Annotated in this window: 22 protein-coding genes; 10 read left to right on the top strand and 12 right to left on the bottom strand. The window is 63.6% G+C overall.

Translation table 11 applies throughout. From position 1 onward, the window contains the following. From JAB4_RS22430 to JAB4_RS22420, 3 genes are all read right to left on the bottom strand, one after another. Entirely contained in the window at window positions 1-1137 is a 1137-nt protein-coding gene (locus JAB4_RS22430) for a DegT/DnrJ/EryC1/StrS aminotransferase family protein (RefSeq protein WP_070219138.1), read from the bottom strand. A gap of 206 nt (window positions 1138-1343) precedes the next feature. After that, the gene (locus JAB4_RS22425) at window positions 1344-3017 is read right to left on the bottom strand and encodes a glycosyltransferase family 39 protein (protein WP_070219139.1); all 1674 of its coding nucleotides are present in this window, start codon (window positions 3015-3017) and stop codon (window positions 1344-1346) included. Then, window positions 3014-3406, bottom strand: a complete 393-nt coding sequence (locus JAB4_RS22420) for an Mth938-like domain-containing protein (protein WP_070219140.1) — start codon at window positions 3404-3406, stop codon at window positions 3014-3016. The genes JAB4_RS22425 and JAB4_RS22420 overlap by 4 nt, the downstream gene beginning before the upstream one ends. A gap of 423 nt (window positions 3407-3829) precedes the next feature. On the opposite strand from JAB4_RS22420, the gene JAB4_RS22415 reads away from it, so the two are divergent. Further along, window positions 3830-5059, top strand: coding sequence for a pyridoxal phosphate-dependent aminotransferase (locus JAB4_RS22415; RefSeq protein ID WP_070219141.1), 1230 nt, complete (start codon window positions 3830-3832; stop codon window positions 5057-5059). 71 nt (window positions 5060-5130) lie between these two features. After that, window positions 5131-6453: a homoserine dehydrogenase gene (locus JAB4_RS22410; RefSeq protein ID WP_070219142.1), complete on the top strand. Its 1323-nt coding sequence runs from the start codon at window positions 5131-5133 to the stop codon at window positions 6451-6453. A 67-nt stretch (window positions 6454-6520) separates the two neighbouring features. On the opposite strand, the gene JAB4_RS22405 is transcribed toward JAB4_RS22410, so the two are convergent. The 4 genes from JAB4_RS22405 to JAB4_RS22390 all read right to left on the bottom strand — a co-directional run bounded on the left by JAB4_RS22405 (window position 6521) and on the right by JAB4_RS22390 (window position 9960). Further along, window positions 6521-6874 carry a ribonuclease E inhibitor RraB gene (locus tag JAB4_RS22405; protein WP_083286943.1) on the bottom strand — a complete coding sequence of 118 codons (354 nt, stop codon included), beginning with the start codon at window positions 6872-6874 and terminating at the stop codon, window positions 6521-6523. A gap of 144 nt (window positions 6875-7018) precedes the next feature. Continuing rightward, complete coding sequence (locus tag JAB4_RS22400) at window positions 7019-7579, bottom strand: outer membrane beta-barrel protein (RefSeq protein WP_070290554.1); 561 nt, start codon at window positions 7577-7579, stop codon at window positions 7019-7021. Between the two features lie 168 nt (window positions 7580-7747). Continuing rightward, window positions 7748-9241, bottom strand: coding sequence for a sensor histidine kinase (locus tag JAB4_RS22395; RefSeq protein ID WP_070219144.1), 1494 nt, complete (start codon window positions 9239-9241; stop codon window positions 7748-7750). Beyond that, window positions 9238-9960, bottom strand: a complete 723-nt coding sequence (locus JAB4_RS22390) for a response regulator (protein ID WP_070219206.1) — start codon at window positions 9958-9960, stop codon at window positions 9238-9240. Before JAB4_RS22390 ends, JAB4_RS22395 begins: the two co-directional genes overlap by 4 nt. 214 nt (window positions 9961-10174) lie before the next feature. Between JAB4_RS22390 and JAB4_RS22385 the strand changes: the two genes are divergently transcribed. From JAB4_RS22385 to JAB4_RS22360, 6 genes are all read left to right on the top strand, one after another. Continuing rightward, window positions 10175-11236: a porin gene (locus JAB4_RS22385; protein ID WP_070219145.1), complete on the top strand. Its 1062-nt coding sequence runs from the start codon at window positions 10175-10177 to the stop codon at window positions 11234-11236. Window positions 11237-11239: 3 nt separating this feature from the next. Continuing rightward, window positions 11240-12235: a tripartite tricarboxylate transporter substrate-binding protein gene (locus tag JAB4_RS22380; protein ID WP_070219146.1), complete on the top strand. Its 996-nt coding sequence runs from the start codon at window positions 11240-11242 to the stop codon at window positions 12233-12235. 43 nt (window positions 12236-12278) lie between these two features. Next, window positions 12279-13376, top strand: a complete 1098-nt coding sequence (locus JAB4_RS22375; protein ID WP_070219147.1) for an ABC transporter substrate-binding protein — start codon at window positions 12279-12281, stop codon at window positions 13374-13376. 78 nt (window positions 13377-13454) lie between these two features. Then, the gene (locus JAB4_RS22370) at window positions 13455-15245 is read left to right on the top strand and encodes an iron ABC transporter permease (protein WP_070219148.1); all 1791 of its coding nucleotides are present in this window, start codon (window positions 13455-13457) and stop codon (window positions 15243-15245) included. Between the two features lie 20 nt (window positions 15246-15265). Beyond that, entirely contained in the window at window positions 15266-16339 is a 1074-nt protein-coding gene (locus JAB4_RS22365) for an ABC transporter ATP-binding protein (protein ID WP_070219149.1), read from the top strand. A 2-nt stretch (window positions 16340-16341) separates the two neighbouring features. Continuing rightward, window positions 16342-17388, top strand: coding sequence for an AbrB family transcriptional regulator (locus JAB4_RS22360; RefSeq protein WP_070219150.1), 1047 nt, complete (start codon window positions 16342-16344; stop codon window positions 17386-17388). On the opposite strand, the gene JAB4_RS22355 is transcribed toward JAB4_RS22360, so the two are convergent. From JAB4_RS22355 to JAB4_RS22345, 3 genes are read right to left on the bottom strand one after another with little or no spacing between them, the layout of a single operon-like run. After that, window positions 17385-18167 (bottom strand): DUF2145 domain-containing protein, encoded by a 783-nt coding sequence (locus JAB4_RS22355; protein WP_070219151.1) that lies wholly within the window; start codon window positions 18165-18167, stop codon window positions 17385-17387. The genes JAB4_RS22360 and JAB4_RS22355 overlap by 4 nt on opposite strands. Before the next feature lie 5 nt (window positions 18168-18172). Next, window positions 18173-18586: a hypothetical protein gene (locus JAB4_RS22350; RefSeq protein ID WP_070219152.1), complete on the bottom strand. Its 414-nt coding sequence runs from the start codon at window positions 18584-18586 to the stop codon at window positions 18173-18175. 23 nt (window positions 18587-18609) lie between these two features. Further along, window positions 18610-19032 (bottom strand): hypothetical protein, encoded by a 423-nt coding sequence (locus JAB4_RS22345; protein ID WP_070219153.1) that lies wholly within the window; start codon window positions 19030-19032, stop codon window positions 18610-18612. A 159-nt stretch (window positions 19033-19191) separates the two neighbouring features. Here JAB4_RS22345 and JAB4_RS22340 point away from each other — a divergent pair, with 159 nt between their 5' ends. Then, complete coding sequence (locus tag JAB4_RS22340; RefSeq protein WP_070219154.1) at window positions 19192-19935, top strand: helix-turn-helix transcriptional regulator; 744 nt, start codon at window positions 19192-19194, stop codon at window positions 19933-19935. 24 nt (window positions 19936-19959) lie between these two features. Here the strand turns inward: JAB4_RS22340 and JAB4_RS22335 are convergent, their stop codons facing one another. Further along, a complete protein-coding gene (locus tag JAB4_RS22335; protein ID WP_070219155.1) occupies window positions 19960-21414 on the bottom strand; it encodes a DUF3999 family protein in 1455 nt (484 codons plus the stop codon). Then, window positions 21411-24593: a DUF2339 domain-containing protein gene (locus tag JAB4_RS22330; RefSeq protein ID WP_070219156.1), complete on the bottom strand. Its 3183-nt coding sequence runs from the start codon at window positions 24591-24593 to the stop codon at window positions 21411-21413. Before JAB4_RS22330 ends, JAB4_RS22335 begins: the two co-directional genes overlap by 4 nt. Window positions 24594-24839: 246 nt before the next feature. Between JAB4_RS22330 and JAB4_RS22325 the strand changes: the two genes are divergently transcribed. After that, complete coding sequence (locus JAB4_RS22325) at window positions 24840-26726, top strand: MFS transporter (RefSeq protein ID WP_070219157.1); 1887 nt, start codon at window positions 24840-24842, stop codon at window positions 26724-26726. Window position 26727 lies beyond the last annotated feature (1 nt).

The following is a 26727-nucleotide window of genomic DNA, read 5'->3' as shown; positions in this document are numbered from 1 at the left end:
TCATTTGATGAGAATGGATTTGACGGTGGCGACGGCGCGTTCCACGTCCTGTGTCGTCATGGCGTAGAACATCGGCAAGGTCACGGTCAGGCGGCCGATCTGTTCCGAGACGGGGAACATGCCCTCGGTAAAGCCGCGTTCGCGGTACATGGTAAACAGGTGGATCGGTGCGTAATGATAGCCCGTTCCCACGTTTTGCTGCGCCATGGCTTGCATGAACGCGGCGCGCGTGCCGGGGCCGTTGTCGGGCAGGATGATCTGGAACAGATGCCAGTTGCTGTTTTCAAAGTCCTGCACGGGCAGCCGGGCGCCGCTCTGTGCTTCGAAGTCGCTGCCGAACTGCGCGAAATAGTGGCGTGCCAGCGCGCGGCGGTGGGCCGTGATGGCGTCGATATTGGCGAACTGGCCCAGGCCGATGGCGGCCATGATGTCGCTCATGTTGTATTTGCCGCCCAGCACGTCGACGTCGATGCCGTCCACGCCGCTGCGGGTGACACCCTGCAGCCGGTATTTCTCGGCCAGCTTCGCTTCTTCCAGGTTGTTCAGGACGAGGCAGCCGCCTTCGCCCGTGGTGATGTTCTTGTTGGCCTGGAAGCTGAACGAGACGAAGTCGCCAAACGCGCCGATGCGCTTGCCTTTCCAGGTGGAGCCGAACGCCTGCGCCGCGTCTTCCACGACCCTTAAATTGTACTTTTCAGCAATCGCGTACAGGCGGTCCATGTCGACGGGCAGGCCGGACAGGTAAACGGGGATGATGGCTTTCGTACGCGGGGTGATGGCCGCTTCCAGCTTGTCGAGGTCGATATTCCGGGTGACGGGATCGATATCGGCGAACACGGGCGTGGCGCCCACTTCAATGATGACGTTGGCCGTCGCGACCCACGACACGGGCGTGGTGATGACTTCGTCGCCGGGGCCAATGCCGGCGATGCGCAGCGCGATTTCCATGGTGCACGTGCCCGAATTGAAGGTGCGCACGGGACGCCCGCCGAAATACTCGGACAGCTGGGCTTCGAATGCCTGCACTTTCGGGCCGCTGGTGATCCAGCCCGAGCGCAGCACCTCGCCGACGGCGGCGATGGTCGCCTCATCGATGGTGGGTTTGGAAAAAGGCAAAAAGGGCAGGGTAGAGGTCATGGGGCACGGTTCTTGAGTCGGTATGGTGTCAGGGTATCTGTGTTGCCGAGGCTGCCGTACGGTGAAAAGCGGCCGGCAGGCATGGCTATTTTATATCGTCAGTATGGCGGCGCAGCCGGTTCAGCGGTGAAAAAATCATGCCGATGCGGGGGCGGGGCAAGCTGGCCGGGGGCGCGATCCGTGCTGCCTCGCGCCCCAGTTAAACATTATTTGTTGGCAATGACCATGCGGCGCGCGTCCTCGGCAATGACACGCATGGGTACGCCACGTTGTTGCAATTCCTTGTAGCGGCCCAGGCTGATAATGGCCATGTCGCGCACGCCGGCGTTGGCATCGTTCGTCCATTGCGTGATGAAAGGCTCGATGTTCGGGATCGACAGTTCCGGCTGCTGTTTCAGGCCAAACGTGAATTCATCCCAGTAGTCGACGAGGATCACGGGCCGCTGCAGATAATAGGTCAGCGACTGTTCGTAGATGCCGACCGAATAGAGCTTGGTATCGGCCGTCAGTTCGGCCTGGATCTGCGGCAGCATGTCGGTGCCTGCGCGGTTCTGGCCATACAGTTCGGAGCCGGCCAGGATGCAGTGCGTGGCCAGGAAGCCGGCGCCGGCGATCGTCAGCACCGTCATGTCGCGGCGCAGCTGGCGCGCATGCAGCAAGGCCAGGGCGCCGCCGGCCAGGGCGAAGAAGCCGGCCGCCATCAGCCATGGTTGGTAGCCTTTCAATGCAATCAATGCTGCCGGATCGCGCGCGCTGGCCTTGCTGAACGCGATCGGTCCGCCGATCAGGATGGCCGCGCCCAGCACGCACAGCAGGCCGGCGGCGAACAGGCGCTGGCGGCGCGACGCCGATTCCAGGTACAGCGCCACCAGCAATGCCAGCGCCGGGAAGATGGGCACGATATAGCCGGGCAGCTTCGAGGTCGAATAGCTGAAGAAGAAGAAAATGAAGACGGCCCAGACCAGCAGCATCAAACGGGGCTGGAAGGCGCCTTGCTGGCGCTGGAAGGCGGCGGCCAGGCTTTGCGGCAGCAGGCCTATCCATGGCAAGATGCCGGGAATGAGCAGCACGAGGAAGTAATACCAGGCGCCTTCGCGCTTGTGGCCCTTCATCAGGAAGCGCTGGAAATGCTCGTGGATGAAGAAGAAATGCGGCTGCTCCGGATTGCGCAGGGCGACCAGCACGAACCACGGCGTGGCGATGGCAAAGAACACCAGCAAGCCCTTGACCAGGTGCAGACGCGTCCAGATGCGCCAGTCGCGCGCGCACAGCGAATACAGCACCAGCACGGCGCCCGGCAAGACGATGCCGATCAGGCCCTTGGCCAGCACGGCCAGCGCCATGGCGGCCCAGCAGGCCAGCATCCAGTTGCGCCGCTCCGTCGCCGTGGCGTCGTCGCGCTGGGCGATCAGCAGGCTGCCCAGGGTCAGGGTCATCATGCCCGACAGGCCCATGTCCAGCGAATTGATCTGGCCGGAAGCGAGCCAGAACAGGCTCGACGCCAGCACCAGGCCCGCATACAGGCCCACGCGCGGGCCGAAGACCTTCTTGCCCGCGTACGCCGTCATGCACACGCCGATGATGCCGCACAGGCCAGTCCACAGGCGCGCCTGCCACTCGCCCAGGCCGAAGGCGGCGAAGGTCAGCGCATTCATCCACGTTTGCAGCGGCGGTTTTTCAAAGTACTTGATGCCGTTCAGGCGCGTGGTGATCCAGTCGCCCGTGACGAACATTTCGCGCGCCATCTCGGCGTAGCGGCCCTCGTCGGGCGGTACCAGGGTGCGCACGCCCAGCGCATACAGGGTGACGACGATGAAGATGCCCAGCAGGGACCACATCAGCACCCGCGACGAGTGCAGTTCGTTGACATTGATTTTCATGCAGGCTTGCCTGCGGCCGGGGCCAGGATCAGTGCCAGGGTGACTTTGCGGCCCTCGCCCATGAGGATGTTGTAGGTGCGGCAGGCAGCCTGGCTATCCATGCATTCGACGCCGATGCGGCGCATGGTCAGCGCGGCCGTCAGCTTCGGGTGCACGAAGCGCTGGCGCTCGCCCGTGCCGAGGATGACCACGTCGGGCGCATCGGCCAGGATTTGCGCGAAATGCGCCTCGTTCAATTGTTCGAAACTGTCCACTTCCCACGCGCGCGGCGGCGTTTCCGGCATGACGATCAGGCTGTAGTTGTACGGCTGGGCATTGATCTCGACGCCGTTTTCGTCATAGCCGGTGACAGTCTGGTATTGTTGGGTGCTGCTGGCGTGGAGTTTCATGGCGATATCGGGGCTGGTCGTGTCGGTTGATCGGTACGCGCGCGGCCAAACTGGGTGCCGCGGCCAAGGGCGTAAGCATGCCATAAATGACAGAAAAGAGCGACTGAAAAGCAACATCCTTTCCAATTTGCAATGTTCGGCGCCACAGTGGCGCTGCATGCTGGCGCCATGGTAATGCTGCAAGATTAAGGGAAGATGAAGATGGCGCCCGCCCGATAGTCGTCCGGCTGCGCCGGCGTGGCAGAATCGGCGTCAAATGCTGCAGTTCGCCATGTTTAATTTGATAAAATGGCCTGTTTTCGGCGAGAATGGTTGTTTTCGCCTTGCAGTCTTTCGCATCGCAGTTTCACGGGTTCATAGTTCTGGCGCGGCGGCCACGCTGCAAGCTCAAGTCTCCGCGCCGCATCACGACAGGGATTTATTTTGCGACCGATTCAGAAATCGAATAAATTGGCGGACGTCTGCTACGACATCCGCGGCCCGGTCCTGGAAAAATCCAGGCAAATGGAAGAAGAAGGCCACAAGATCACCAAGCTCAATATCGGCAATCTGGCCGTATTCGGCTTCGATCCGCCCGACGAGATCGTGCGCGACATGATGCTCAATCTGCAGAACGCGGCCGGCTATACGGATTCGAAAGGCATGTTCGCGCCGCGCAAGGCCGTCATGCACTACACGCAGGGCAAGAATATCGCCGGCGTGACCATCGATGACATTTACCTGGGCAATGGCGCTTCCGAACTGATCGTCATGTCGATGAACGCCCTGCTCAACAGTGGCGACGAAGTGCTGGTGCCGGCGCCCGATTATCCGCTGTGGACGGCCGCCGTCAGCCTGTCGGGCGGCAATCCCGTGCATTATGTGTGCGACGAGCAGAACGAGTGGTATCCCGACATCGAGGACATGCGCCGCAAGATCACGCCTAGTACCCGCGCCATCGTCGTCATCAACCCGAACAATCCCACCGGCGCGCTGTACCCGGTTTCCGTGCTGCTGCAGATCGTCGAACTGGCGCGCCAGCACCAACTGATCATTTTCGCCGACGAGATCTACGACAAGGTGCTGTACGACGAAGCCGAGCACGTGTCGATCGCCTCGCTGGCCGACGACGTGCTGTTCATTACCATGAACGGCCTGTCGAAGAATTACCGCTCCTGCGGCTACCGTTCCGGCTGGATGGTGGTCTCGGGCGAAAAGCGCCACGCCAAAGATTACATCGAGGGCCTCAACATGCTGGCCTCGATGCGGCTATGCGCCAATGCGCCGGGGCAGTTTGCCATCCAGACGGCGCTAGGCGGCTACCAGAGCATACAAGACCTGGTGGGGCCCGGCGGGCGCCTGTTGAAACAGCGCGACCTGGCGCACAAGCTGCTGACCGATATCCCCGGCGTCACCTGTGTCAAGCCGAAGGCCGCGCTGTACATGTTCCCGCGCCTGGACCCGGAGATCTACCCGATCGCCGACGACCAGCAGTTTGCCTATGAATTACTGGCCGAAGCCAAGGTCCTGATCGTGCAGGGCACGGGGTTCAACTGGATCGCGCCCGACCATTTCCGTGTCGTCTTCCTGCCCAACTCCGATGACCTGACCGAGGCCATGGGGCGCATTGCGCGCTTCCTCGAAGGCTATCGCAAGCGTCACGGCCGGGGCTGAAAGCCAGCAGCAATCTCGATCAACCTGGCGCCGCCCAAGGGGGCGCCACTTATGAGCAGTCAAGCACAACTATGAAATCCATCAAGATCGGCCTGCTGGGCCTGGGCAACGTCGGTTACGGCACGTTCAGCGTCCTGAAACGCAACCAGGAAGAAATCAAGCGCCGCGCGGGCCGCGGCATTGACGTCGTCGCCGTCGCCGTGCGCGACGTGGCGCGCGCCGAAGCGCTCGTCGCCGGCGGCTGCAAGGTCGTCAATGACCCTTACCTGATCGTCAACGATCCCGAGATCGACATCGTCGTCGAACTGATCGGCGGCTACGACCTGTCGAAAACCCTGGTGATGCAGGCCATCGCCAACGGCAAGCACGTGGTCACGGCCAACAAGGCGCTGCTGGCCGTGCACGGCAACGAAATCTTCGCCGCCGCCCAGGACAAGGGCGTGATGGTGGCCTTCGAGGCGGCCGTCGCCGGCGGCATCCCCATCATCAAGGCGCTGCGCGAAGGCTTGACGGCCAACCGCATCGAATGGATCGCCGGCATCATCAACGGCACCACCAATTTCATTCTGTCCGAGATGCGCGACAAGGGCCTCGATTTCGCCACCGTGCTGAAACAGGCGCAGGAACTCGGTTACGCGGAAGCCGACCCCACCTTCGACATCGAAGGCGTCGATGCCGCACACAAGGCCACCATCATGTCGGCCATCGCCTTCGGCATTCCGGTGCAGTTCGACAAGGCCTACGTGGAAGGCATCAGCAACCTCAATGCCGTCGACATCCGCTATGCCGAGCAGCTGGGCTACCGCATCAAGCTGCTGGGCATCACCAAGCGCGCCACCGTCAATGGCGTGGAAGGCATCGAGCTGCGCGTGCATCCGACCCTGATCCCGGCCAAGCGCCTGATCGCCAACGTGGAAGGCGCGATGAACGCGGTGCTGGTGCATGGCGACGCCGTCGGCGCCAGCCTGTATTCGGGCCGCGGCGCCGGTGCCGAACCGACCGCTTCGTCGGTGATCGCCGACCTGGTCGACATCACGCGCCTGGCCACGGCCGATCCGGAACACCGCGTGCCGCACTTGGCGTTCCAGCCGAACGCGATGACCGATATCGCGATCTTGCCGATGTCGGAAATCACCACCAGCTACTACCTGCGCATGCACGTGGCCGACCAGCCGGGCGTGCTGGCGGACCTGACGCGCATCCTGGCCGAACGCGGAATCTCGATCGACGCCATGCTGCAAAAAGAGCCGGCCGAGGGCGAGACGCATACGGACATCATCATGCTGACGCACCAGACGCAGGAAAAGAACGTCACGGCCGCCATCGAGAAGATGGAAGCGTTGAACAGCGTGGTGGGCACGGTCACCAAGATCCGCCTGGAAAACCTCAGCTGATCGTTGTCAGCGATCCATGCAAAACGGCGCCCGCGGGCGCCGTTTTTTTATGCGTAATGTCGTCGGATTACGCCGCCGTAGCGACCGGGCCCACGTCCATGCCGTCATAGCTGGCCAGCTGGTTGTCCTGCGCAAATGCCATCAGTTCGCCATTGCGCGCATGCAGGCTGTCGACGCCGTGCACTTCGGCCTTTTCCACGTGCAGCACCCACACGGGCGGTGTCGCCGGGTCGTCGAGCTCGGGCTGGTACAGTTCCACGGGGCGGTAGCCCTGCAGCGCCAGCAAGGTGGCGGCCTGTTCCAGCGGCTCGGACGTCGGGTTGGTGAAGTAATAGCCCCACAGCAGTGGCTGGGACAAATCCCACGGCGCGTTTTCCCTGATATTGTCAAACAGTTCGCTTACATCGTCTTTGGTCATCATGGCAAGGTGCCTTCTTAAAATCTCAGGGCGCGATCTTAGCATCCATGCCGCCTGCACGCCATTCGCCCATAAAAAAAACCGGCTGTGCAGCCGGTTTCTTATCCGCCATTACATCGGCAGGAGATTCATTCGCGCAAGTGCGAATTAGAACTTGTAGCGCAGGCCGATCGACAGCAGGTCGGCTTTCACTTTGGAGCCATCTTCGTTTGCTACTTTGCCGAAGTTTTCGTATTCCGCAACAGCCGACAGGTTTTTATTGATGTTGTAAGCAGCACCGATGCCAAACAGGGCGGAAGTTTTGTTTTTCGACACGCTCTCGCTGAAATTGAGTTCGCTGACGGTGGCTTTGGTGCGGTTCTGCGATACGCCAGCCTTGGCGAACAGCGAGAACTGTTCGTTCAGTGGCAGGGTGCCGGTGGCGGCGACGTAGAATGCATGGCTTTTCACTTCCATTTTTCCGCCGTCAAATTTCTCTGTCAGTTTGCCGAAGTCAACATAGCCAGCTTCCGCGCCGAAGTTTTGCGTAAAGTCATAGCCAGCGTAAGCTTTGTAGCCGGTGTCGCTTTTTTTGATCGAATCAAATTCGTCCGATGCTTTCAATTCGGAACGGCCGACGTTAACGCCGACGTAAGCGCCTTCAGCTTGGGCGAACAATGGGAATGCCAGGGCGGCGCCAACAACTACTGCAAACAATTGCTTTTTCATATTAATCCTAGATAATTAATGCGGAGAGACTGCCTCGCCGCTTAATGGGAACCGAATTGTATAGGGATGAATATGTTTATGTAAGGCAATTATTTAAAAAATATTACAAATAATGTACTTGTTGTTTTGATGCAACATTCAATATCGAAGACATATCTGTCTGGCGCCTCATGCGGCGCCGCTGAAATGCACGCTGACTTTCAAGCCGTGCCCATTCGCCGCCGTCGCCAGTTCCAGCCTGGCGCCATGCAGGGCGGCGATGTCGCGCACGATGGCCAGGCCCAGTCCCGCGCCGCCGGGGTTGCTCTCGAGCGCCGCGCCGACGCGGTAAAACGGCGTAAACACGCGCTCGCGTTCGGCTGGCGGGATGCCGGCGCCGCTGTCTTCCACTTCCAGCACCGTTTCGTTTCCATGACCGCCCGCGCGCACGCGCAGGATCACGCTGCCGCCCTGTGGCGTGTAGCGCAGGGCGTTGTCGACCAGGTTGGCGACCAGTTCGTGCAGCAGCAGCGCCTGGCCATGCACGGGCGCTTCGTCGGGCGCTTCCAGCGACAGGTCGATATTTTTGGCGACGGCGGCCATGGCCATTTCCAGTCCCACCTGCTGCGCCACATCGCGCAGCGCGACGGTGTCCATCGCCAGGTTTTCGCCGCCATGCTCGATGCGCGCCAAGGTCAGGAGGCGGTTGGCCAGCAGCACGGTCGAATCGGTGGTGACGGCGATCGAGCGCACGATGTCGCGCAGGGCGGCGATGTCCGGCGGCGCACCCGCCTGGCGGTCGCACTCGCGCATGGCCAGTTCGGCCTGGGTTTTCAGCACCGTCAACGGCGTGCGCAGCTGGTGCGAGGCGTCGGCGATGAAGCGGCGCTGACTGGCGATCAGCTGCTGCAGGCGCGACATGGAACCGTTCATGGCGCTCACCAGCGGACGCATTTCCTTGTGCACCAGCGCGGGATCGACGTCGGACAGGTCGGACAGGGTGCGCGTCTCGACTTCCATTTTCAGGCGCATCAGCGGGCGCAGCACCAGGCGCACGGCAAACCACACGAGGGCGCCCATCACCAGCACCATCGCCGCCTGCCAGATCAGGGTGTCGAACAGGATCTGGTTCGACAGGCCGCGCCGCGCATCCAGCGTTTCGGCCACCTGGATCAGGGCGATGCCGCGCATCGAGTCGTCGTACACGGGCTGCAGCAGGGCGGCGATGCGGATCGACTTGCCGTGGTAGTCGGCGTGGTAGAACCGCACCAGTGCCGGATAATTCTGCGAACGGGGCACGTTTTTCGGCACGGGCGGCAAGTCGCCGTAGCCCGACACCAGTTCGCCGTTGATGCCCGTGACCTTGTAGTAGATGCGGCCCAGGGTATCGGTCTCGAAGCTGTCGAGCGCCACATAGGGCACTTCGGCCACGACCTTGCCGTTGACGATGGAGACGCGCTCGGCGAGCGCCCGCGTCGACGCCAGCAAGGAGCGGTCGTAGGCCATGTCGGCCGCGTCGAGCGCGTTGCGGTAGACAAAAACGGCATCGAGCAGTACCAGCATGACCAGCGGAATGAGCAGCCAGCGCAGCAGCTGGCTGCGCAGGCTGCCCAGCGGCCGGCCCTGCGCCCAGCGCCGGCGCAGGCGCTCGAACAGGGGCCGGCTGGGGGCGCGCACGGTCATTTTGAGGCGGCGGGCGCCATCGCGCTGCGCGGCTGCAGCAGGTAGCCGATGCCGCGCAGGGTGGTGATGACGGCGCCGTCGGGCGAACCGCTTTCCACGCCGTTTTCCAGTTTCTTGCGCACGCGGTGGATATACAGTTCGATGGCGTCCAGGTTGGCGTCGTCGGCCAGCGCGAAGACTTCGTCGAACAGCTTTTCCTTCGAGACGGCGCGTCCCGAGCGCGTGATCAGCGCTTCGAGCACGGCGTGTTCGCGCGGCGTCAGGGGAAAAGGGGCGCCGGCATAGCTGAACATGCGCGTGACGGTGTCGAAACTTAGGGCGCCGCAGGTGTGCACGAGCGCTTCGTTGCCCTGGCTGCGGCGCAGCAGGGCTTTCACGCGCGCTTCCAGTTCGGCCAGTTCGAACGGCTTGGCCATGTAGTCGTCCGCGCCCAGGTTCAGGCCCTGCACCTTGTCATCGAGGCCGCCGCGCGCCGTGAGTATCATGACGGGAGTCTTGCCGCGCGTGCCGCCGCGTGCGCGCAGGCGGCGCAGCACGTCCAGGCCATCCATCTTCGGCAGGGAAAGGTCGAGCAGCACCAGGGAATATTCCTGCGTATGCAGCAGGGCGTCGGCATCGGCGCCGTTGTGGGCGGTCTCCACCGTCAGGTGCGCGTCGCGCAGGGCCTTTGCCAGCCAGTGCGACAGCTCCAGATGGTCTTCCACTAATAATATGCGCATGGTCTCCGCCATTCGTTTGAATTGGTGCAGTGTAAGCCTCTCGGCACGCCGCCGACAGGGGCCGCAATGAATTTGTTGGTATTGCCTGTGGCTGGCCGGCGACACCTGTCAGTCTGAAAGCGAATTGAAAGGATCACGATCATATAGTGTGATCCTGATTCATGAAATTGATCAGGCATATCACTAATAACTATATCTAAGGGAGACACTCTACATGAAGAAAACTGCATTCTCGCTGGCCGCCATGGCGGTACTCGCCGCCGCTGGCAGCGCCCACGCCCAGTCGAACGTCACCCTGTACGGCCGCCTGGACGCCGGCATCAGCAACACCAGCAACGCCGGTCCGAACAAAAGCTCGATGACGCAAGTCAGTTCGGGTGGCATGAACACCTCGCGCTGGGGCATCCTGGGCAGCGAAGATCTGGGCGGCGGCCTGAAAGCCGTCTTCAATCTGGAAGGCGGCATCCTGGTCGACACGGGCGCGGCCGACGGCGCGCTGTTCAAGCGCCAGGCCAACGTGGGCCTGGAAGGCGCATTTGGCCGCGTCGTGCTGGGACGCTCGTTCACCACCGTGTACGACTTCGTGCTGCCATTCGATCCGATGGCCTATGCGCCGTTCTATTCGTGGGCCACCTCGGCCAACGCGACGGGTCCGAGCAAGTATGGCATGACGACGGCCTTCGACAACATGGTCAAGTACTCGGGCAAGACGGGCGACTTCAGCTACGGCGCATCGTACGGCTTCGGCGAACAGTCGACGGGCAGCTCGGACAGCGCCAAGCTGTCGACGGCCGTTACCTACAAGACGGGTCCCGTCAGCCTGCTGGCCACGTATGAACAGGTGAACGGCAATGCCATCGCCGGCGGCGCGCGCGACAAGACCACCGTGTACCACCTGGGCGCTATGTACGACGACGGCCCGTGGAAAGTGCAGGCGGCGGCGCGCGACTACAAGCTCGATCCGGCAGCAGCCGGCAAGGCCGACGTGCGCGGCACTCTGTACTGGGGCGGCGTCAGCTACAAGACCACGCCGGTCATCACCCTGACGGGCGTGGTCTACTACCAGGACGTGAAAAACGTGGCGGCCAACCTCAATGCCGATCCGATCATGTACGTGGCGCGCGTGCGTTATGCCCTGTCCAAGCGCACGGACCTGTACGTGGCCGGCGCCTATGCCAAGGCCAAGCACAACCAGCTGGTCAGCCTGTCGCGTGACGATGCCGGTTTCGGCGACACGCAGCGCGGCCTGATCGCCGGCATCCAGCACCGCTTCTAAGGCATGACGATGCCGCGCACCGCGTTCCTGTCGCTGCTGCTGTTGTCGGCGCTGCTGCCCGCGCCGGCAACAGCCGCCGCGCCTGAAGTCGATTGCGTGGTGCCGTCCAAACCGGGCGGCGCCATGGACCTGACCTGCAAGCTGGCGCAGAAAGGGCTGCTGCAGCCCGATCCGGCGGCGGCAGCGCCGTTCGCGTCCTCGGTGCGCATCAGCTATCTGCCCGGCGGCATCGGCGCGGTGGCGTGGCGTTCGATGGGCTCGCAGCGCCGGCGTGCCGAAGCCAACACCCTGGTGGTGTTTTCGGGCGGTTCGCTGCTGAACCTGGCGCAAGGCAAGTTTGGCAACGCCAAGACGGGCGACGTGCGCTGGGTGGCGGCGCTGGGCGCCGACTACGGCATGATCGCCGTGCGTAGCGACTCGCCCTACAAGACCCTGGCCGACCTGATCGCCGCGCTCAAGCGCCACCCCGACAAGGTGTTGATCGGCGTGTCCGGCACCATCGGCAGCCAGGACTGGCTGAAGATGGCGCTGGTGGCGCGCAAGGCCGGCATCGACCCGAAAGTGCTGCGCTTCGTGGCACTGGAAGGCGGCGGCGAGATATTCACGGCGATGCAGGCCGATTACGTGCAGGTGATGTCGGGCGACACCTCGGAAGCGACCCTGAATGCGGGCGACAGCCATGCGCGCGTGCTGGCGGTGCTGTCGGAAAAGCGCCTGCCCGGCGTGCTGGCCGGCGTACCGACGGCGCGCGAGCAGGGCATCGATGTGGTGTGGCCCATCATCCGCGGCGTGTGGATGGGGCCACAGGTGCCGGAAGCGGATTACCAGCGCTGGGTGGCCAGTTTTGAACGCGCCATGGCCACGCCGCAGTTTGCCCAGTGGCGCACGCAGGCGGGCATGTATCCGTTCGCGCTGACGGGAGACAAATTGACGCAGTACGTGAACCAGGCGGTCGAACGCTATTCCAGGCAGGCCGCCGAACTGGGCCTGATGCGCTGAAGCCAATAGCAAACCATACAACAATCACAGACGGAGACAAACCATGCAAACCAAGACCATACTCGCCATCGCCCTGGCAGCCGCTTTCGCGGGTACCACCGGCGCCGCCTTCGCCCAGGTGCCGGCAGGTTATCCGGCCGACTACCAGAAGATCATCGACGCGGCCAAGAAGGAAGGCAAGGTGGTGATCTACAGCGCCACCGACAGCAAGGCCGCCGCGCCCCTGATCAAGGATTTCAGCGCGCTGTATCCGGGCATCTCGGTCGAATACAACGACATGAATTCGACGGAAGTGTACAACCGCTTCATTTCCGAAGTGGCCGCCGGCGGCAATACGGCCGACGTGATGTGGTCGTCGGCGATGGACTTGCAGATGCGCCTGGCCTCCGACGGCTACGCCCTGAAATACAAGTCGGTCGAAGCGGCGAAGATCCCCGGCTGGGCCATGTGGGACGACCAGGCCTACGGCACCACGTTCGAGCCGGCCGCCATCGTCTACAACAAGCGCCTGCTCGATCCGAAGGAAGTGCCGAAGAATCACGACGACTTCGTCAAGCTGATCGCCACGCCGAAATTCAAGGACAAGGTCACCACCTACGATATCGAAAAGTCGGGTGTCGGCTTCATGTTCATGGCGCAGGATGCGAAGGAATATCCGCAGTTCCTGGCGCTGCAAAACGCGTTCGGCACGGCCAAGGTGCGCGTGCAGTCGTCGACGGGCACCATGATGGAGCGCATCTCGTCCGGTGAAAACCTGATCGGCTACAACGTGCTCGGCTCCTACGCCCTGGTGCGCGCCAAGACCGATCCGTCGATCGGCGTGGTGCTGCCCAAGGATTACACCTTGATCCTGTCGCGCGTGCAGTTCATCAACAAGAATGCGAAGAACGTCAACGCCAGCAAGCTGTGGCTCGATTACATCCTGTCGCACCGCGGCCAGACCATCATCGCCAACGGCGCCAAGCTGTTCGCCATCCGCGCCGACGTCACGGGCGAAACGACATCGGCGGAACTGATCAAGGAAATCGGCGCGGCCAACGTCAAGCCGATTCCCGTGCACCCGATCATCCTGCAATTTCTGGGACCTGCCAAGCGCATGGCGTTCCTGAAGCAGTGGAAAGAGACCGCCGGCAAGAAGTAAAAATAGCCAATGCCGTCTTGGCCGCCCGCGAGCCTGGCTTGCGGGCGCACGCCGCACCCTTCATTCATTGGATTCATCATGCAAACTGCTATCTTGCCGCTGCCTGCACGGTCGCGCTCTCCCTTGTCGCGCCTGAACTGGCCGCGCGGCGTGGTCGTGGCGATCACGCTGGTCGCCATCTTCCTGCCGCTGTTCCTGATTTTTTACCAGAGCTTTTTGAACGCGCCGTTTTTCATGCCCGTGCGCGAATTTGGCTTTGATTCCTACCGTTTCATCTTCGATGATCCCGATTTCGCCATGGCCTTCAAGAATGGCCTGATGCTGGCCTTCGGTCTGACCGTGATCGCCGTGCCGCTGGGCGGCATGCTGGCCTTTTTGATGGTGCGCACGGACCTGCCTGGCCGCGGCTGGGTGGCCCCGATGCTGCTGGTGCCGATCTTTGTGTCGCCGATGGTGATGGGCTTCGGCTACGTCGTCTCGATGGGGCCCGTGGGCTTCTATTCGATCTGGGCCAAGGAGCTGCTCGGCTTCGTGCCGTGGAATATTTATTCCTTCACCAGCATCGTCATCATCGCCGGCCTGACGCACGTGCCGCACGTCTACCTGTACGCTTCGTCGGCCCTGAAAAGCCTGGGTTCGGACGTCGAGGAAGCGGCCCGCGTGGCCGGCGCCTCGCCGATCCAGGTGATGCTCAACGTGTCGCTGCCGATGATCATGCCGGCGCTGGCGTATGCGGGCGTGCTGGTATTTTTCCTCGGCTTCGAGGTGTTCGGCCTGGTGCTGGTGCTCGGCGATCCGGAAGGCCACCTGGTGCTGCCGACCTATCTGTACAAACTGACGAACAAGCTCGGTACGCCGTCGTATCACCTGATGGCCGCCGTCGCCGTCTGCCTGGTGATGGTGACCATGCCGCTGGTGATGATACAGCGCTGGCTGCTGAAATCGGCCAACAAGTATGTGTCGATCAAGGGCAAGGGCGCGCGCAGCAAGGCCATGCCGCTGGGCCGCTGGAAGTGGCTGGCGTTCGCTTTGCTGGCCGGCTGGCTGATCTTCACCATCATCCTGCCATTGACGGGTATCGTGCTGCGCTCCTTCGTGCAGTACTGGGGCGAGGGCGTGCACCTGGCCGACGTCTTGACCTTGCAGCATTTCCGCGACATTTTCGACCAGCCGTCGCTGGTGCGCGGCATCGTCAACACCATCCTGATCGGCGTCGTCGGCGGCGCGCTGGCCGTCGGCTGCTACAGCTTCATCGCGCTGGCCATGCACCGCAAGCAGGACGGCATCACGCGCCTGCTCGACTACAGCGTGCTGGTGCCGCGCGCCGTGCCGGGCCTGCTGGCCGGCCTGTCGTTCCTGTGGGTCTTCCTGTTCGTGCCGGCCTGGCTGGACGGCATCTTGAAAGGCATGGACAACGGCGTGGCCCTGTGGCTGAGCGGTCATGTGATCCCCGTGCTGCGCGAAGTGCGCTCGACGATTTTCGCCTTGTGGCTCGCGTATTCGGTGGTGTGGATGGCCTACGGCATGCGCCTCATTTCCACGGCGCTGCTGCAGGTGGGGCCGGAGCTGGAAGAGGCGGCGCGCGCCGTCGGCGCCAGCCGCGGCCAGGTGACGCGCGACGTGACCCTGCCGCTGATCAAATACGGCTTGCTGGGCGCCTGGCTGATGGTGTTCCTGATCTTCGAGCGCGAATATTCGACGGGCGTGTACTTGCTCTCGCCGGGCACGGAAGTGATCGGCGCCATGCTGGTGTCGCTGTGGGCAGGCGGCTCGACCGACCTGGTGGCGGCGCTGTCCTTCATCAATATCACCCTGGTGGCCATCGGCCTGGGCATCGCGCTGCGCTTCGGCGTGAAGTTGCATAACTAATTAGAAAATGAGACCACATCATGAATGAATTGACCGTCAATGAATTGCACCTGGACTACGGCACGGGCGCTGCCGCCAACCAGATACTGAAGGGTGTATCGATGCACCTGCAAAAAGGCGAAGTGGTCGCCCTGCTGGGGCCTTCGGGCAGCGGCAAGACCACCTTGCTGCGCGCCGTGGCGGGACTGGAAAGCCCGAAGGCGGGCACGATCCAGATCGGCGAGCGCAATGTCTTCGACGGCGCGCAGCATTTCGAGATGCCGGCCGAGCACCGCAACCTGGGCCTGGTGTTCCAGTCGTACGCGCTGTGGCCGCACAAGACCGTGTTCGACAACGTCGCCTATGGCCTCAAATTGCGCAAGATGGGCAGCACGGAGATCGCCGCGCGCATCAAGGAAGTGCTGACGCAGCTGGGCCTGGGGCACCTGGGCGAACGCTATCCGCACCAGCTGTCCGGCGGCCAGCAGCAGCGCGTGGCGATCGCCCGCGCGCTGGTGTACAACCCGCCCGTGATCCTGCTCGACGAACCGCTGTCGAACCTGGACGCCAAGCTGCGCGAAGAAGCGCGCGCCTTCCTGCGCGAGCTGATCGTGCGCCTGGGGCTGTCCGCGCTGATGGTGACGCATGACCAGGGCGAGGCGATGGCCATTTCCGACCGCATCCTGCTGCTCAATAACGGCAAGATCGAGCAGCAGGGCACGCCGCAAAGCATGTATGAAACGCCCGACACCCTGTTTACGGCCGAGTTCATGGGCAGTAACAACCGCCTGCCGGGCAAGGTGGTGCAGCGCGATGGCAGCGCCGTGCGCCTGCTGGTCGATGGCGCTTCCATGCAGGGCGTGGCGCGCGGGGCCAACGTGGGCACGGAAGTGACGACGATGATACGCGTCGAGGAAGTGAAGATCAGCGCCACGCAGGTGGACAACGCCATCGAGCTGCCGCTGCTGACCTGCATGTACCTGGGCGACCGCTGGGAATGCCTGTTCGAGCGCGGCGGCGCCGAGAACATCAGCCTGCGCGCGTATTCGCGCCACAAGCTCGACGCGGGCAAGTACTGGCTGCACATGCCGGCCGATAAGCTCTGGGTGTTTTAACGGTGCCGTGGTGGCCGCGCTGGCGCGCCTTTGCTGCCGCGCTGGCCGCCGGGCTGGCGGGCGCCGCCATCTGCCTGTGGCTGCACACGCCGCTGCCGTGGATGATCGGCCCCCTGTTTGCCACGGCCGGCCTGCGCCTGGCAGGGCGCGAACTGGTCTGCCCCGTGCGTGCGCGCGAGGCGGGCCAGTGGGCCATCGGCACGGCCCTGGGCCTGTATTTCACGGCGCCCGTGCTGGCCGTCCTCATTTTCTATATGCCGTGGATCGCCGGCGCCGTGCTGTTCGCGCTGGCGCTGGGGGCGTCCGGCGCCATGCTGCTGCGGCGCCTTTCCGGCGTCGACCAGGCCACCGCCTTTTTTGCCATGGCCGTCGGTGGCGCGTCGGAGATGGCGGTGCAGAGCGAGCGCCATGGCGCCGATGTGGGCAAGGTCGCCGCCGCGCACAGCTTGCGTATGATGCTGGTGGTGGCGACTATTCCCTTCGGCGTGCGCTACTGGGGCAGCCATGGTCTGGCCGCGGGGCATGAAAGCTTCGTGCCGGGCGCCGCGCTGGTCGACTATGGCGGGCTGACGCTGCTGGTCGGCATCACGGTGCTGGCGGCCCTTGCCTTCAAACGGGGCCAGTTGCCCAATGCCTGGGTCATCGGCCCGCTGCTGGCCGCGCTGCTGCTGACGGCGTGCGGTATCCATCTGTCGCGCCTGCCAGAATGGATGATACGCGCGGGCCAGCTGTTCATCGGCATCGCCCTGGGCACGCGCTTGAGTCCCGCCTTCCTGCATGCCGCTCCCCGCTACCTGGCCGGCGTTGCCCTGTGCAGTGTCCTGATGCTGCTGCTGGCGGCCGCCTTCGGGCTGGGCTTGGCGCACTGGCTGGGCATCCACCCGGGCACGGCCATCCTGGCCACTTCACCCGGCGGCATTGCGGAAATGTCGCTGACGGCCAAGACCCTGCAGTTGGGCGTGCCCATCGTCACGGCGTTTCACGTGGCGCGCATGGTGGTGCTGGTATTGCTGACGGGGCCGCTGTTCCGCCTGCTGCAGCGCCCTTAGTTCCGTACGACGATTTCCTGCACTTGCGGTTCGCGCTGGCGCATGAAGCGCACGATGGAGTCGACGGTGACGACGTCGATCTGGCGCGTCATGCGGCGCTCGAACGGGTGATCGTCGAAGGCGATATTGGCGCGGAACATGCGCGCGCCCAGGCGCGTGGCGGCGGGGATGCTCAGCGTTTGCGGTGCGTAGCTGGCGCTGCGCAGCCAGCCTTGCGCTTCGGTGCGCGTTTCGATCTTGCCAGGCTCGTTGCTGGCGGCGGCCAGGGTTTCCAGCACCCACTGGTTCGAGTTCTGGTACTTGGTGGAAAACGGGTAGGCCAGCATATTGTAGTGCGGCTCATGCAGGCGCTTGGGCGTGTTGCTGGTCAGCAGGCGCACCAGTTGCTGCTGCGTATCCTGGCCGGGAATCAGGATCAGCGTTTCGTACATGAACACGTCATCCATGAAGAAATTGCCCAAGCCTTCGTTGTACAGCGACGACTGCGCCGTGCCGCATTCATTGAGTTCATGCACCACCAGCCAGCGGCCTTTCGGGTGGTCGCGCCAGGCCAGCGCCATGTGCGAGTAGCGCAAATGGTACTTCGACAGGTCCTGGCCGGCGCGCGCCACCAGCGCCACCTGCGCGCCCGAGGCGTCGAGCGCCTGCAGGGTCTTTTGCGCCAGGTCCATCGATTTGACGAGGGTAGTCGCATCCGTTTGCTTTTCCTCGCACGAGCGCCCCGCATGGGCGGTGCCGGCCAGGGCCAGGCTGAGAACAATGACGGTCAGGCGTTTCATGGGGTTCACGCTTTCGAATGGTGGAGGATGGCGTTGCCGGCCGCGTTCGGCACATAGGCGATGGCCTTGCCCGACAGCATCAGCATGTGGCCCGTCGAGACGGCCACGATGTTGACCACCGTGCCGGCTGACAGCGACAGGCCTTGCATGGCTTTCTGGCTCAGCTTGACGGAAGCCGTAGCCGCCTGCGAGGCACCGTTGGCCGCGCTTTTGAGCACGAGCACGCTGCCGTCGGCCACGTCTTCCACCTTGTCGATGACGATTTCACCGGCGGCGGCCAGCACCGACATGGAGCCGACCAGCACGATGGCCGAGGCCATGCTGGCGTTGTCGGACGCGTTGGTGGTATCGGAGTTGGCCTGGGCCAGCGGCGCCATGGTGGCGGCGCACAGCAGGGTCATGGCGAGCAACTGTTTCATGGAATTTCCGTTCTTCATGGTGGTTACACTTTGGAGTGGTGCAGCAGCGCCTTGCCCAATTCGTTCGGGATGAAGGCGATGGCCTTGCCGGAAAGAACCAGCATGTGGCCGGTGGACAGTGCCACCACATTGACCACGGTGCCGGCCGCCAGCGACAGGCCCTTGGCCGCTTGCGTGCTCATCTGGATGGACGCGCCGCCTGCTTCGGAAGCGCCTTTCAGCACGATGACGATGCCTTCGCCCACTGTTTCCACGCTGGCAACGACGACCTGGCCGGAGGCGACCAGCATCGACATGGATCCGGCGACGACGATGGCGGAACCCTGGCTGAGGTTTTGCGAGCTATTCGACAGGTTCTCCGAGGCGGCGGCGTGGACCAGGCCGGGGGCGGCCACGGAAAGCGTCAGCAGCGACAGGGACAGGCAGAGGGGCAGCAGGCGTTTCATGTGTTTCTCCTTCAAGTGTGCCAAGTGGCAACGCCATCATTGTAGACTGTGGGCAATTGGTCAATGAAAACGCTACTCGTAGCGGGCAGGCATACCGCAGGTAGCGTATTGCGCTACTTTTTGCCGTCTGAATCAATGCTATTTTTATAAAGGAAGTGCATGCCGCAAACCCACGCCCTGATCGAGGCCCTGAAACGCCTGTTGAAAGCGCGTTCCGTCACGTATGCCGAACTGGCCCAGCGCATCGGCGTGTCCGAAGCCAGCGTCAAGCGGATGTTTTCGCAGAAGCAATTTACCCTGCAGCGGCTCGACCAGATACTGGTGGCCATCGGCAGCGATTTCCAGCAGCTGGCGCTGGCCGTGCAGTCAGCCCAGGCCGCGCCCACCCTGATCACGGGCCTGACGTATGCGCAGGAAAAGGAAATCATCGAAGACACCCGGCTGTTCGTGGTGGCCGTCTCCGCCCTGAACCTGCTGCCGCTGGAACAGATCGTCGCTATCTACGACATCAGCGAAGCGCAAGCCGTGAAATACCTGCTGCGCCTCGACAAGATAGGTTTTCTGGAACTGCTGCCGAATAACCGGGTCAAACTGCTGGTGGCGCGCACGTTTGCGTGGATACCGAACGGTCCCATCCACACGTATTTCAAAAAGGAAGCCTATGGCGACTACCTGAATTCGCAATTCGATGGCGAAACGGAATTGCTGCGCCTGGTGAACGTGATGCTGTCGAAGAAATCCACGGCAGCCTTGCTGGAGCGCCTGAAGCAAGTGGCGGTGGAATTTTCGCAGCAGCACCAGGAAGACGCGCGTCTGCCTGGTGACGAGCGCCTGGCCATCAGCTTCATGCTGGCGGCACGTCCCTGGATGCCGCAGACGTTCAAGGCGCTGCTGCGGCAGTGAGGCAGCAATGTCGCGGCCAAGCGGCTAATGTTCCTGCTTGTCCGGACTGCCTTGTTCCTCTTTCATTTGCGTCAGCAAACGCCACGCAAAAAAGCCCAGTACGGCCACGCCCAGCAGAAGCGCGGCCCACAGTGCGGCCAGGCGCCACGGTGCCCCGTCCTTGGTGACGCGTGGAGGGGCTTCAGCGCCGGCGTTGGTCTGGAGCGGGCCGGCGCTGGCCGTCTTCAGCGTCAGCAATTCGTCTGCCTTGAAGCCGGGCGCCACTTGCGACAGCGGCTGCGCGACGGCGGCGGCGTTGCTGTTGCCGAACGCCAGCTGATAGGGCGGCTTGCCGTTGACCAGGAAGACGACGGTGGCCGGTGTCCAGCCCAGGCGCAAGGCGGGTGCATCGCCGGCGGAGAGCGGGTGTTCCGTGGATGTCTGCAGCACCCATTCGCTGGTCTGCGTCACGGGCATGGCCAAGTCGCCCGAAATCCGTTCCTTGCCATCGAGGCCGATGCGGTAAAACGTCGTGCTCAGCAGGGGATCGAAATACGCGCCTTGCGCGGGACGCGCCTGCTGGCGCAGGTGCAGCCGGTGCCGGGGAACATAGCTGTTCTGGCGATACACGCCCAGGGTCACGGGCAGCACCGTATTGGTCTGCGTCAATTGCAGGGCGATGCTGTCGGCGGGAATGGCGAGGGGCGTGGCGTAGCTCCATTCATTGTCCTGCTTGCCGGGCGCACCTTGCAGCACGACGCTGGCGCGCGGCGCGGCGATGTCCGTTTCGCTGACGGCTTGCGCCGTGATCGCGGCAAAGGCCAGCGGTTCGCCCGCTTGCCAGCTCAGGCGCGCATAACGAAACGCGCGCGGCGCAAAGGCGATGCTGTCGTTGGCCAGGGTTTGCGTGTCGCTGTTGCTGAGCCAATTCAAGGTGGTGGTACCGATGGCGTCCCATTGCTTCAGGTCGTCGCTTACTTCCAGCAGCACTTGTGCACTGTAATTGTCCGTGCGGGCCGGCGGCGTGAAGCGCAGGGCGGAGATGCGCTTGTCTTGCGCTTGCTTGCCCAGGTCGAGGATCAGCGCCTGCAGCGCCGTCGTCGCCGCTGCCGTGCCGGCGCGCGTGCTGACCGACAGCAGCCGGCCATCGTCGGCCGTGCGGATATCGATGCCTTGCAAGCCATCGCCAGTTGCCGGCGTGCCCGTCACGGGGAAGATACGGGCTGGAATGTTCGTGCGCTGCGTGGCCGATTGCGCGGGCGGCGCGCCGATGGCATAGGCCAGGCGCTTGCCGTCGGCGTCGAACAGGCGCAGGTCGGCCAGGCTGGCCGAGCTGGCGTGCAGGTAGACTTCCCTGGGCAACGATAGCTGGACGATGCCCGCGCCGGCCGGCACCTGGATGGGCATGCTCCAGCGATAGTCCTGCGGCCGGTCCTGGCCGGGCGCGGCCAGCGCGGCGCCCGCCAGCAGCAGGCTGCAACAGATCAATATGGGTTTCATGCGGCTCCCGGATGCGGTTCGGCCGGCGCTGTCGCGGCAGCCTTGGGAAAAGGTGCCAGGTAGCCGATCAAGACCATCAGCAAGCCGACACCCACGAAAGAGATGATGCGTTCGATGCCGCCCACGTTCGACAGGTCGATCAGGAACAGTTTCAAGACAACCAGTCCCAGCAGCACGGCGCCCATGCTCCATTGCTGGCGCCGCTGCTGGCGGGCCGCATGGCGCATCAGCAGCAGGGCCGTGACACTCCACACGAGCGACAGCATCGCTTGCACGAACTGCGAGGCCAGCATGGCGTCAAAGGTGTAGGGCACGCCGAGGTAGTGCGAGACCGTGCGCAGCAGCATCAGGTTGAACCAGCCATACAGCAAGCACGCGGCCACGACGGGCAAGCGCGCCTGCCACAGGGGCGGCAGCGGGATCTGTCCGGCCGGGAATAAACGGTAGCTGGCAATGGCCAGCAGCACGGCAAAGCCCGTGCTCAGGTCCAGCGGATTGAGCAGCGGCAAGTAGGGCAGCGGTGCCATGGCGCCGTCGTCAAAGACGTTCCATGCGGCGATCAGCAGCAGCGACCACAGCGCGCCCAGCGGTATCAGGGTGCGCTGGTACCACGCGGCAATCGGCGCCACCGGCCAGGCGCCCGCGCGGCAGCGGCGGATCAGCCAGGCCAGTACCAGCATCATGGCCCAGGCCGGCAAGTAGCGGGCCCAGGCGGGGCTGACGCTGTCTTCATGGTGTGCCAGCCAGGCGCCGACGTGCATGGCGCCCACGGGCCACAACATCAGCCATGGCGCGGCCGTGCGCAGCGTGTGCAGCAGGCGCAGCGCCCGCACGTCGAGTGGCCAGCTCGCTTGCGGCCAAGCCCGCAGCAGGTATTCGCCGGCCGCCAGCGCGCAGGCCAGCGCCAGCCAGCTCAAGCCCGTCGGCAGGTAATCGCGCACATACAGCGCCAGCAGCAGGTTGGCGCTCCACAGGCCCAGGCCGAGCCAGGCGGCCACGGTCAACCAGCGCAGTTGCGGCCAGTCCAGGCGCCGGGCCAGGATGGCGAACACGGGCGTCGTGACGGATACGGCGATCAGATACAGCGCCAGCCAGTGTTCGCCCGCGTGCGGCTGCATGGTCAGGTCGCCGTCGATCAGGCGCAGCAGCCAGCTGACGAGCGGCACGAGGATGGCGGCAAACCACAGCAAGCCGCTCCAGACCAGCAGGGGGCGCGCTACCAGGGCCAGCAGTTCGTCGCCGCCGCGCGCGCGCAGCGCAAGGAAACGGGCGCTGGCAAAGGCGCCGGCGCCCAGCAGCAGGGCGCTGAGGAAGGAACCGCCGAACAGGCTGGCCGGATGCTGGTCCCAGGCCCAGCTGGCGCGGCTGAGCATGACCATGCCGGCCAGTACCTGCACGGCCAGCAGCAGCGCGCGCGGCGCATGCCATTGTTCGCGCCGCGCTACCCAGGCCAGCAGGGCCGCCACGGCCAGCGCGCTGATCGTCAGCAGGTTCAGTTGCGTGGCTGCGTCCGTGCGCAGCAGGATCTCGCTCCAGATACCGCCCAGCAGCCAGACCGTGGCGGCTGTCAGGAACAGCACGGACATGCTGCTCATGAACTCCGGATGCAAGGGGCTGCCATGGCGGCGGAAATTGTAGGCCATCACCAGCGCGGCGGCGGCCAGCAGCGCGCAGCCGAGCCAGATGTTGGCCTGCAGGGCCAATGCCGTATTGAGTTGCTGCATGGCGATGAGGAAGGCAAGCCACGCGGCCCCCTGCACCAGCAGGCCGAAGGCCCAAGCCAGGGTCTGGCGCTGGCGCAAGCCGACCCAGACGATGCCCGCGCCTTCCAGCGCCCAGGCGGCCGACGTCCAGCGGCCATCGAGGGCGAACGGGATGGCCAGCGTGCCGAAGACGATGCCCAGCGCGAGGAAGGCTTCGGCCAGCAGTTTGAAGCCGTTCCTGCGCCACAGGGCCACGGCCAGCCCCGTGTACGTCAAACCGGCGACCAGGGCGGAAAACGCCAGGCCAAATTTAAAATTCCAGACCAGGCTGTATTGCAGGCCCATGGCGGCCAGCGGCGTGCCGAACACGAGCGTGCCATCCACGTAGTGCTTGAGGCGCGGCGCCTGGCGTGCGCAGTAGGCGATCGCGATGCCGATATAGAACAGCACGAACAGGATCAAAAACAGTTGCGTCGACAGGTAGTCGTCCGAGGTGTAGCGCAGCAGGCCCCAGGTGGTGGCGACGACGAAGGTGAAGCCAAAGCTCAGCACATTCAGGACGCGCCAGGCGCGTTTCAGGGCGATGGCGAAGACGCCCGCATTGAGCAGCGCGTAATAGCTGAACAGGCCGATATGGTTGCCGCTGCCCGTCGACACGAGCAAGGGCACGGCAAAGCCGCCGACGATGCCGAAGACGGCCAGCCAGACGGCGTTTTGCAGCACGGCCAGCAAACACGTGAACGCCGTCAGCACGAACAGCACGGCAAACGCCAGGCCGGCCGGGATCAGTTCATACAGGCGGAAGGCGCCGAACGTCACCAGCATCAATATCGCTAGCGCCGTTCCCTGCAGCGGCAAGCTGATGCCGGGACGCTTGACGCGGATGCGCCAGGCCCAGGCCAGCAGGGCGATGTCGGCCAGCGCGATGCCGGCCAGGCGCAGTTCGATGGGCAGCGTGACCTGCGCCGACACATACTTGAGCAGGAAGCTGACGCCGAGGAAGAGGATCAGCAAGCCCAGCTTGGCGACCAGGTTGCCGGTAAACAGCCAGTTCTTCGCCTTGGCAAACAGGCCATCCGGGCGCGCGATCCAGGACGGGGTATTCGGGGCGGCGGGGACAGGTTTGGCGGGAGCCGGCGCGGCGGGCGGCGCAGGCTTGGGCGGGGCTGGCGCCGGCACTGCCGGCGCCGCCTTTGCCAGTTCGACCGGCTCGGTCATGGCCGCTTGGGGCACCGGCGTCGGCACGGAAACAGGCACAGGCACAGGCACAGGCACAACACTCTCTACGGCGCGCGGGGCAACTGGCGCGTCGGCCTGGCCTTCCAGCGCTTGCAGGCGCTGCTGGATGCCGTTGACTTCCTTGCGCAGGCGCGCCGTCAGCAGCTCCAGATCGGCCACCTTTCTGCGGTATTGCAATGCCAGCACGAAGGCGGTAATCAGCAAGCCTAGGATGAACAGCGTGATCAATCCAAACATGGAGTAGCTTTCCTGGAAGGGCAGGGCGAAGGCGCCCGAAGTATGCGCACATTACCTTATTATCAAGAGACTGGCGATTTCTGTTGCGTCAGGGCAAGTGCCAGGGGCGGCATCAGGAAGACATGGCCAGCATGGCGTGGCAGGCTGTTTCCCGTATTGACGCCAAGCAATATGACGACATTCAGATTGTCGCGCGCAAGATAGTGCTGTATTTTAGCAATTCCTTAATTGCCGGTTCCCCATGCCATGAGTCAAAGCAGCCAGTTTTCCTTATTGTCGCAGCGCCGTTTCGGGCCCTTCTTCTGGACCCAGTTCTTTGGCGCCTTCAACGACAATCTGTTCAAGACGGCCCTGATGGTGATCCTCGCCTACGATGCGCTGAGCTGGACCACGCTCGACCCGTCCACCATCACGAATCTGATTCCCGGCCTGTTCATCCTGCCCTACGTCGTGTTTTCGGCCACGGCCGGCCAGCTGGCCGACAAGTTTGAAAAGGCGGGCCTGGCGCGTCTCGTCAAATGGATGGAGCTGGCCATCATGGCCGTGGCCGCCGCCGGCTGGATGACGCACACGCTGTGGCTGCTGGTGGCGGCCGTCGTGGGCATGGGCGTGCATTCGACCCTGTTCGGTCCCGTCAAGTATGCGTATCTGCCGCAGCAGCTCAAACCCGAGGAATTGGTGGGTGGCAATGGCCTGATCGAGATGGGCACCTTTGTCGGCATCTTATTGGGTGAAATCCTCGGCGCCGTGCTGATCGTGCACAAGCCGCTGGGCGTGGAACTGGTGGCCGGCGCGACCATCGCCGTGGCTGTCTTCGGTCTGATCGCCAGCTACCGCGTGCCGCGCACGCCCGCGCCCGAGCCGGACTTGAAGGTGAGTCTGAATTTTGTCGCCGAATCGTTGCGCAACCTGAATTTTTCGCGCAAGAACCGTCCCGTCTTCCTGGCCATGCTGGGCAACTCCTGGTTCTGGTTTTACGGCGCCCTGATCCTGGCCCAGTTTCCCGTGTATTCGAAGGATTTCCTGCATGGCGACCACAGCGTGTTCGTGCTGCTGCTGACGGTGTTTTCCGTCGGCATCGGCACGGGTTCCCTGCTGTGCGAGCGGCTGTCGGGCCACAAGATCGAGATCGGCCTGGTGCCGTTCGGCTCCATCGGCCTGTCGCTGTTCGGCATCGACCTGTATTTCGCCAGCAATGCGTATGTCAACACGCAGGTGGTCGACGCGCTGGCGTTTGTGGGCCAGGCGGGCGTGCCGCGCATCCTGATCGACATCGTCATGATCGGCGTGTTCGGCGGCTTTTTCATCGTGCCCCTGTTCGCGCTGATCCAGACCCGCTGCGACCCGAAACACATTTCGCGCACGATCGCCGGCATGAATATCCTGAACGCCCTGTTCATGGTGGCGGCCGCCGGCGTGGCCATCGTGCTGCTGGGACGAGGCTTCACCATACCCCAGCTGTTCCTCGTCACGGCGATTCTGAATGCGCTGGTGGCCGCCTACATCTTCTCGCTGGTGCCGGAATTCCTCATGCGCTTCCTGGCGTGGATACTCATCCAGACCGTGCACCGGGTCAAAGTCGTCGATGGCGAGCGCATCCCCGCGGAAGGCGCGGCCGTGCTGGTTTGCAACCACGTCAGCTATGTGGACGCCATCGTCATCATGGCGGCCAGCCCCCGTCCGATCCGCTTCGTCATGGACCACCGCATCTTCAAGATGCCGCTGATGGGCTGGATTTTCCGCACGGCCAAGGCGATTCCCATCGCGCCGGCCAAGGAAGATCCTTTCCTGATGGAAAAAGCCTTCATCGATATCGCGCAAGCGCTGCATCAAGGCGAACTCGTCTGCATTTTCCCCGAAGGCAAGTTGACCCGCACGGGCCAGATCAGCGAATTCAAGGGCGGCATCGCCAAGATCGTCGAGCGCAGCAAGGTGCCCGTGATTCCGCTGGCGCTGCGCGGCTTGTGGGGTCATCTGTTGAGCCATCGCAACGGCCATTTGTTCGAACGCGCCTTCAAGGCGGGCTTGCGCTCGCGTCTGTCGCTGGCCGTGGGCATGCCCGTGGCGCCCGAGGCCGCCACGCCGGAACTGCTGCAGCAAAAGGTGCAGGAACTGCGCGGCAAGTGGAAATAAG

This window comes from Janthinobacterium sp. HH102 (assembly GCF_001758625.2).
Lineage (GTDB): Bacteria > Pseudomonadota > Gammaproteobacteria > Burkholderiales > Burkholderiaceae_D > Janthinobacterium.
The sequence above is the reverse complement of the archived record's forward strand: the minus strand, read 5'-3'. Positions and strand labels throughout refer to the sequence as shown.

Excerpts from the sequence above, each read along its gene's own strand:
- JAB4_RS22340 (WP_070219154.1), top strand. The coding sequence starts at position 19,192 with ATGCCGCAAACCCACGCCCTGATCGAGGCCCTGAAACGCCTGTTGAAA.
- JAB4_RS22335 (WP_070219155.1), bottom strand. The coding sequence starts at position 21,414 with ATGAAACCCATATTGATCTGTTGCAGCCTGCTGCTGGCGGGCGCCGCG.
- JAB4_RS22365 (WP_070219149.1), top strand. The coding sequence starts at position 15,266 with ATGAATGAATTGACCGTCAATGAATTGCACCTGGACTACGGCACGGGC.
- JAB4_RS22410 (WP_070219142.1), top strand. The coding sequence starts at position 5,131 with ATGAAATCCATCAAGATCGGCCTGCTGGGCCTGGGCAACGTCGGTTAC.
- JAB4_RS22325 (WP_070219157.1), top strand. The coding sequence starts at position 24,840 with ATGAGTCAAAGCAGCCAGTTTTCCTTATTGTCGCAGCGCCGTTTCGGG.
- JAB4_RS22390 (WP_070219206.1), bottom strand. The coding sequence starts at position 9,960 with ATGCGCATATTATTAGTGGAAGACCATCTGGAGCTGTCGCACTGGCTG.
- JAB4_RS22420 (WP_070219140.1), bottom strand. The coding sequence starts at position 3,406 with ATGAAACTCCACGCCAGCAGCACCCAACAATACCAGACTGTCACCGGC.
- JAB4_RS22375 (WP_070219147.1), top strand. The coding sequence starts at position 12,279 with ATGCAAACCAAGACCATACTCGCCATCGCCCTGGCAGCCGCTTTCGCG.
- JAB4_RS22425 (WP_070219139.1), bottom strand. The coding sequence starts at position 3,017 with ATGAAAATCAATGTCAACGAACTGCACTCGTCGCGGGTGCTGATGTGG.
- JAB4_RS22400 (WP_070290554.1), bottom strand. The coding sequence starts at position 7,579 with ATGAAAAAGCAATTGTTTGCAGTAGTTGTTGGCGCCGCCCTGGCATTC.
- JAB4_RS22385 (WP_070219145.1), top strand. The coding sequence starts at position 10,175 with ATGAAGAAAACTGCATTCTCGCTGGCCGCCATGGCGGTACTCGCCGCC.
- JAB4_RS22380 (WP_070219146.1), top strand. The coding sequence starts at position 11,240 with ATGACGATGCCGCGCACCGCGTTCCTGTCGCTGCTGCTGTTGTCGGCG.
- JAB4_RS22405 (WP_083286943.1), bottom strand. The coding sequence starts at position 6,874 with ATGATGACCAAAGACGATGTAAGCGAACTGTTTGACAATATCAGGGAA.
- JAB4_RS22395 (WP_070219144.1), bottom strand. The coding sequence starts at position 9,241 with ATGACCGTGCGCGCCCCCAGCCGGCCCCTGTTCGAGCGCCTGCGCCGG.
- JAB4_RS22350 (WP_070219152.1), bottom strand. The coding sequence starts at position 18,586 with ATGAAACAGTTGCTCGCCATGACCCTGCTGTGCGCCGCCACCATGGCG.
- JAB4_RS22430 (WP_070219138.1), bottom strand. The coding sequence starts at position 1,137 with ATGACCTCTACCCTGCCCTTTTTGCCTTTTTCCAAACCCACCATCGAT.
- JAB4_RS22330 (WP_070219156.1), bottom strand. The coding sequence starts at position 24,593 with ATGTTTGGATTGATCACGCTGTTCATCCTAGGCTTGCTGATTACCGCC.
- JAB4_RS22355 (WP_070219151.1), bottom strand. The coding sequence starts at position 18,167 with ATGAAACGCCTGACCGTCATTGTTCTCAGCCTGGCCCTGGCCGGCACC.
- JAB4_RS22345 (WP_070219153.1), bottom strand. The coding sequence starts at position 19,032 with ATGAAACGCCTGCTGCCCCTCTGCCTGTCCCTGTCGCTGCTGACGCTT.
- JAB4_RS22370 (WP_070219148.1), top strand. The coding sequence starts at position 13,455 with ATGCAAACTGCTATCTTGCCGCTGCCTGCACGGTCGCGCTCTCCCTTG.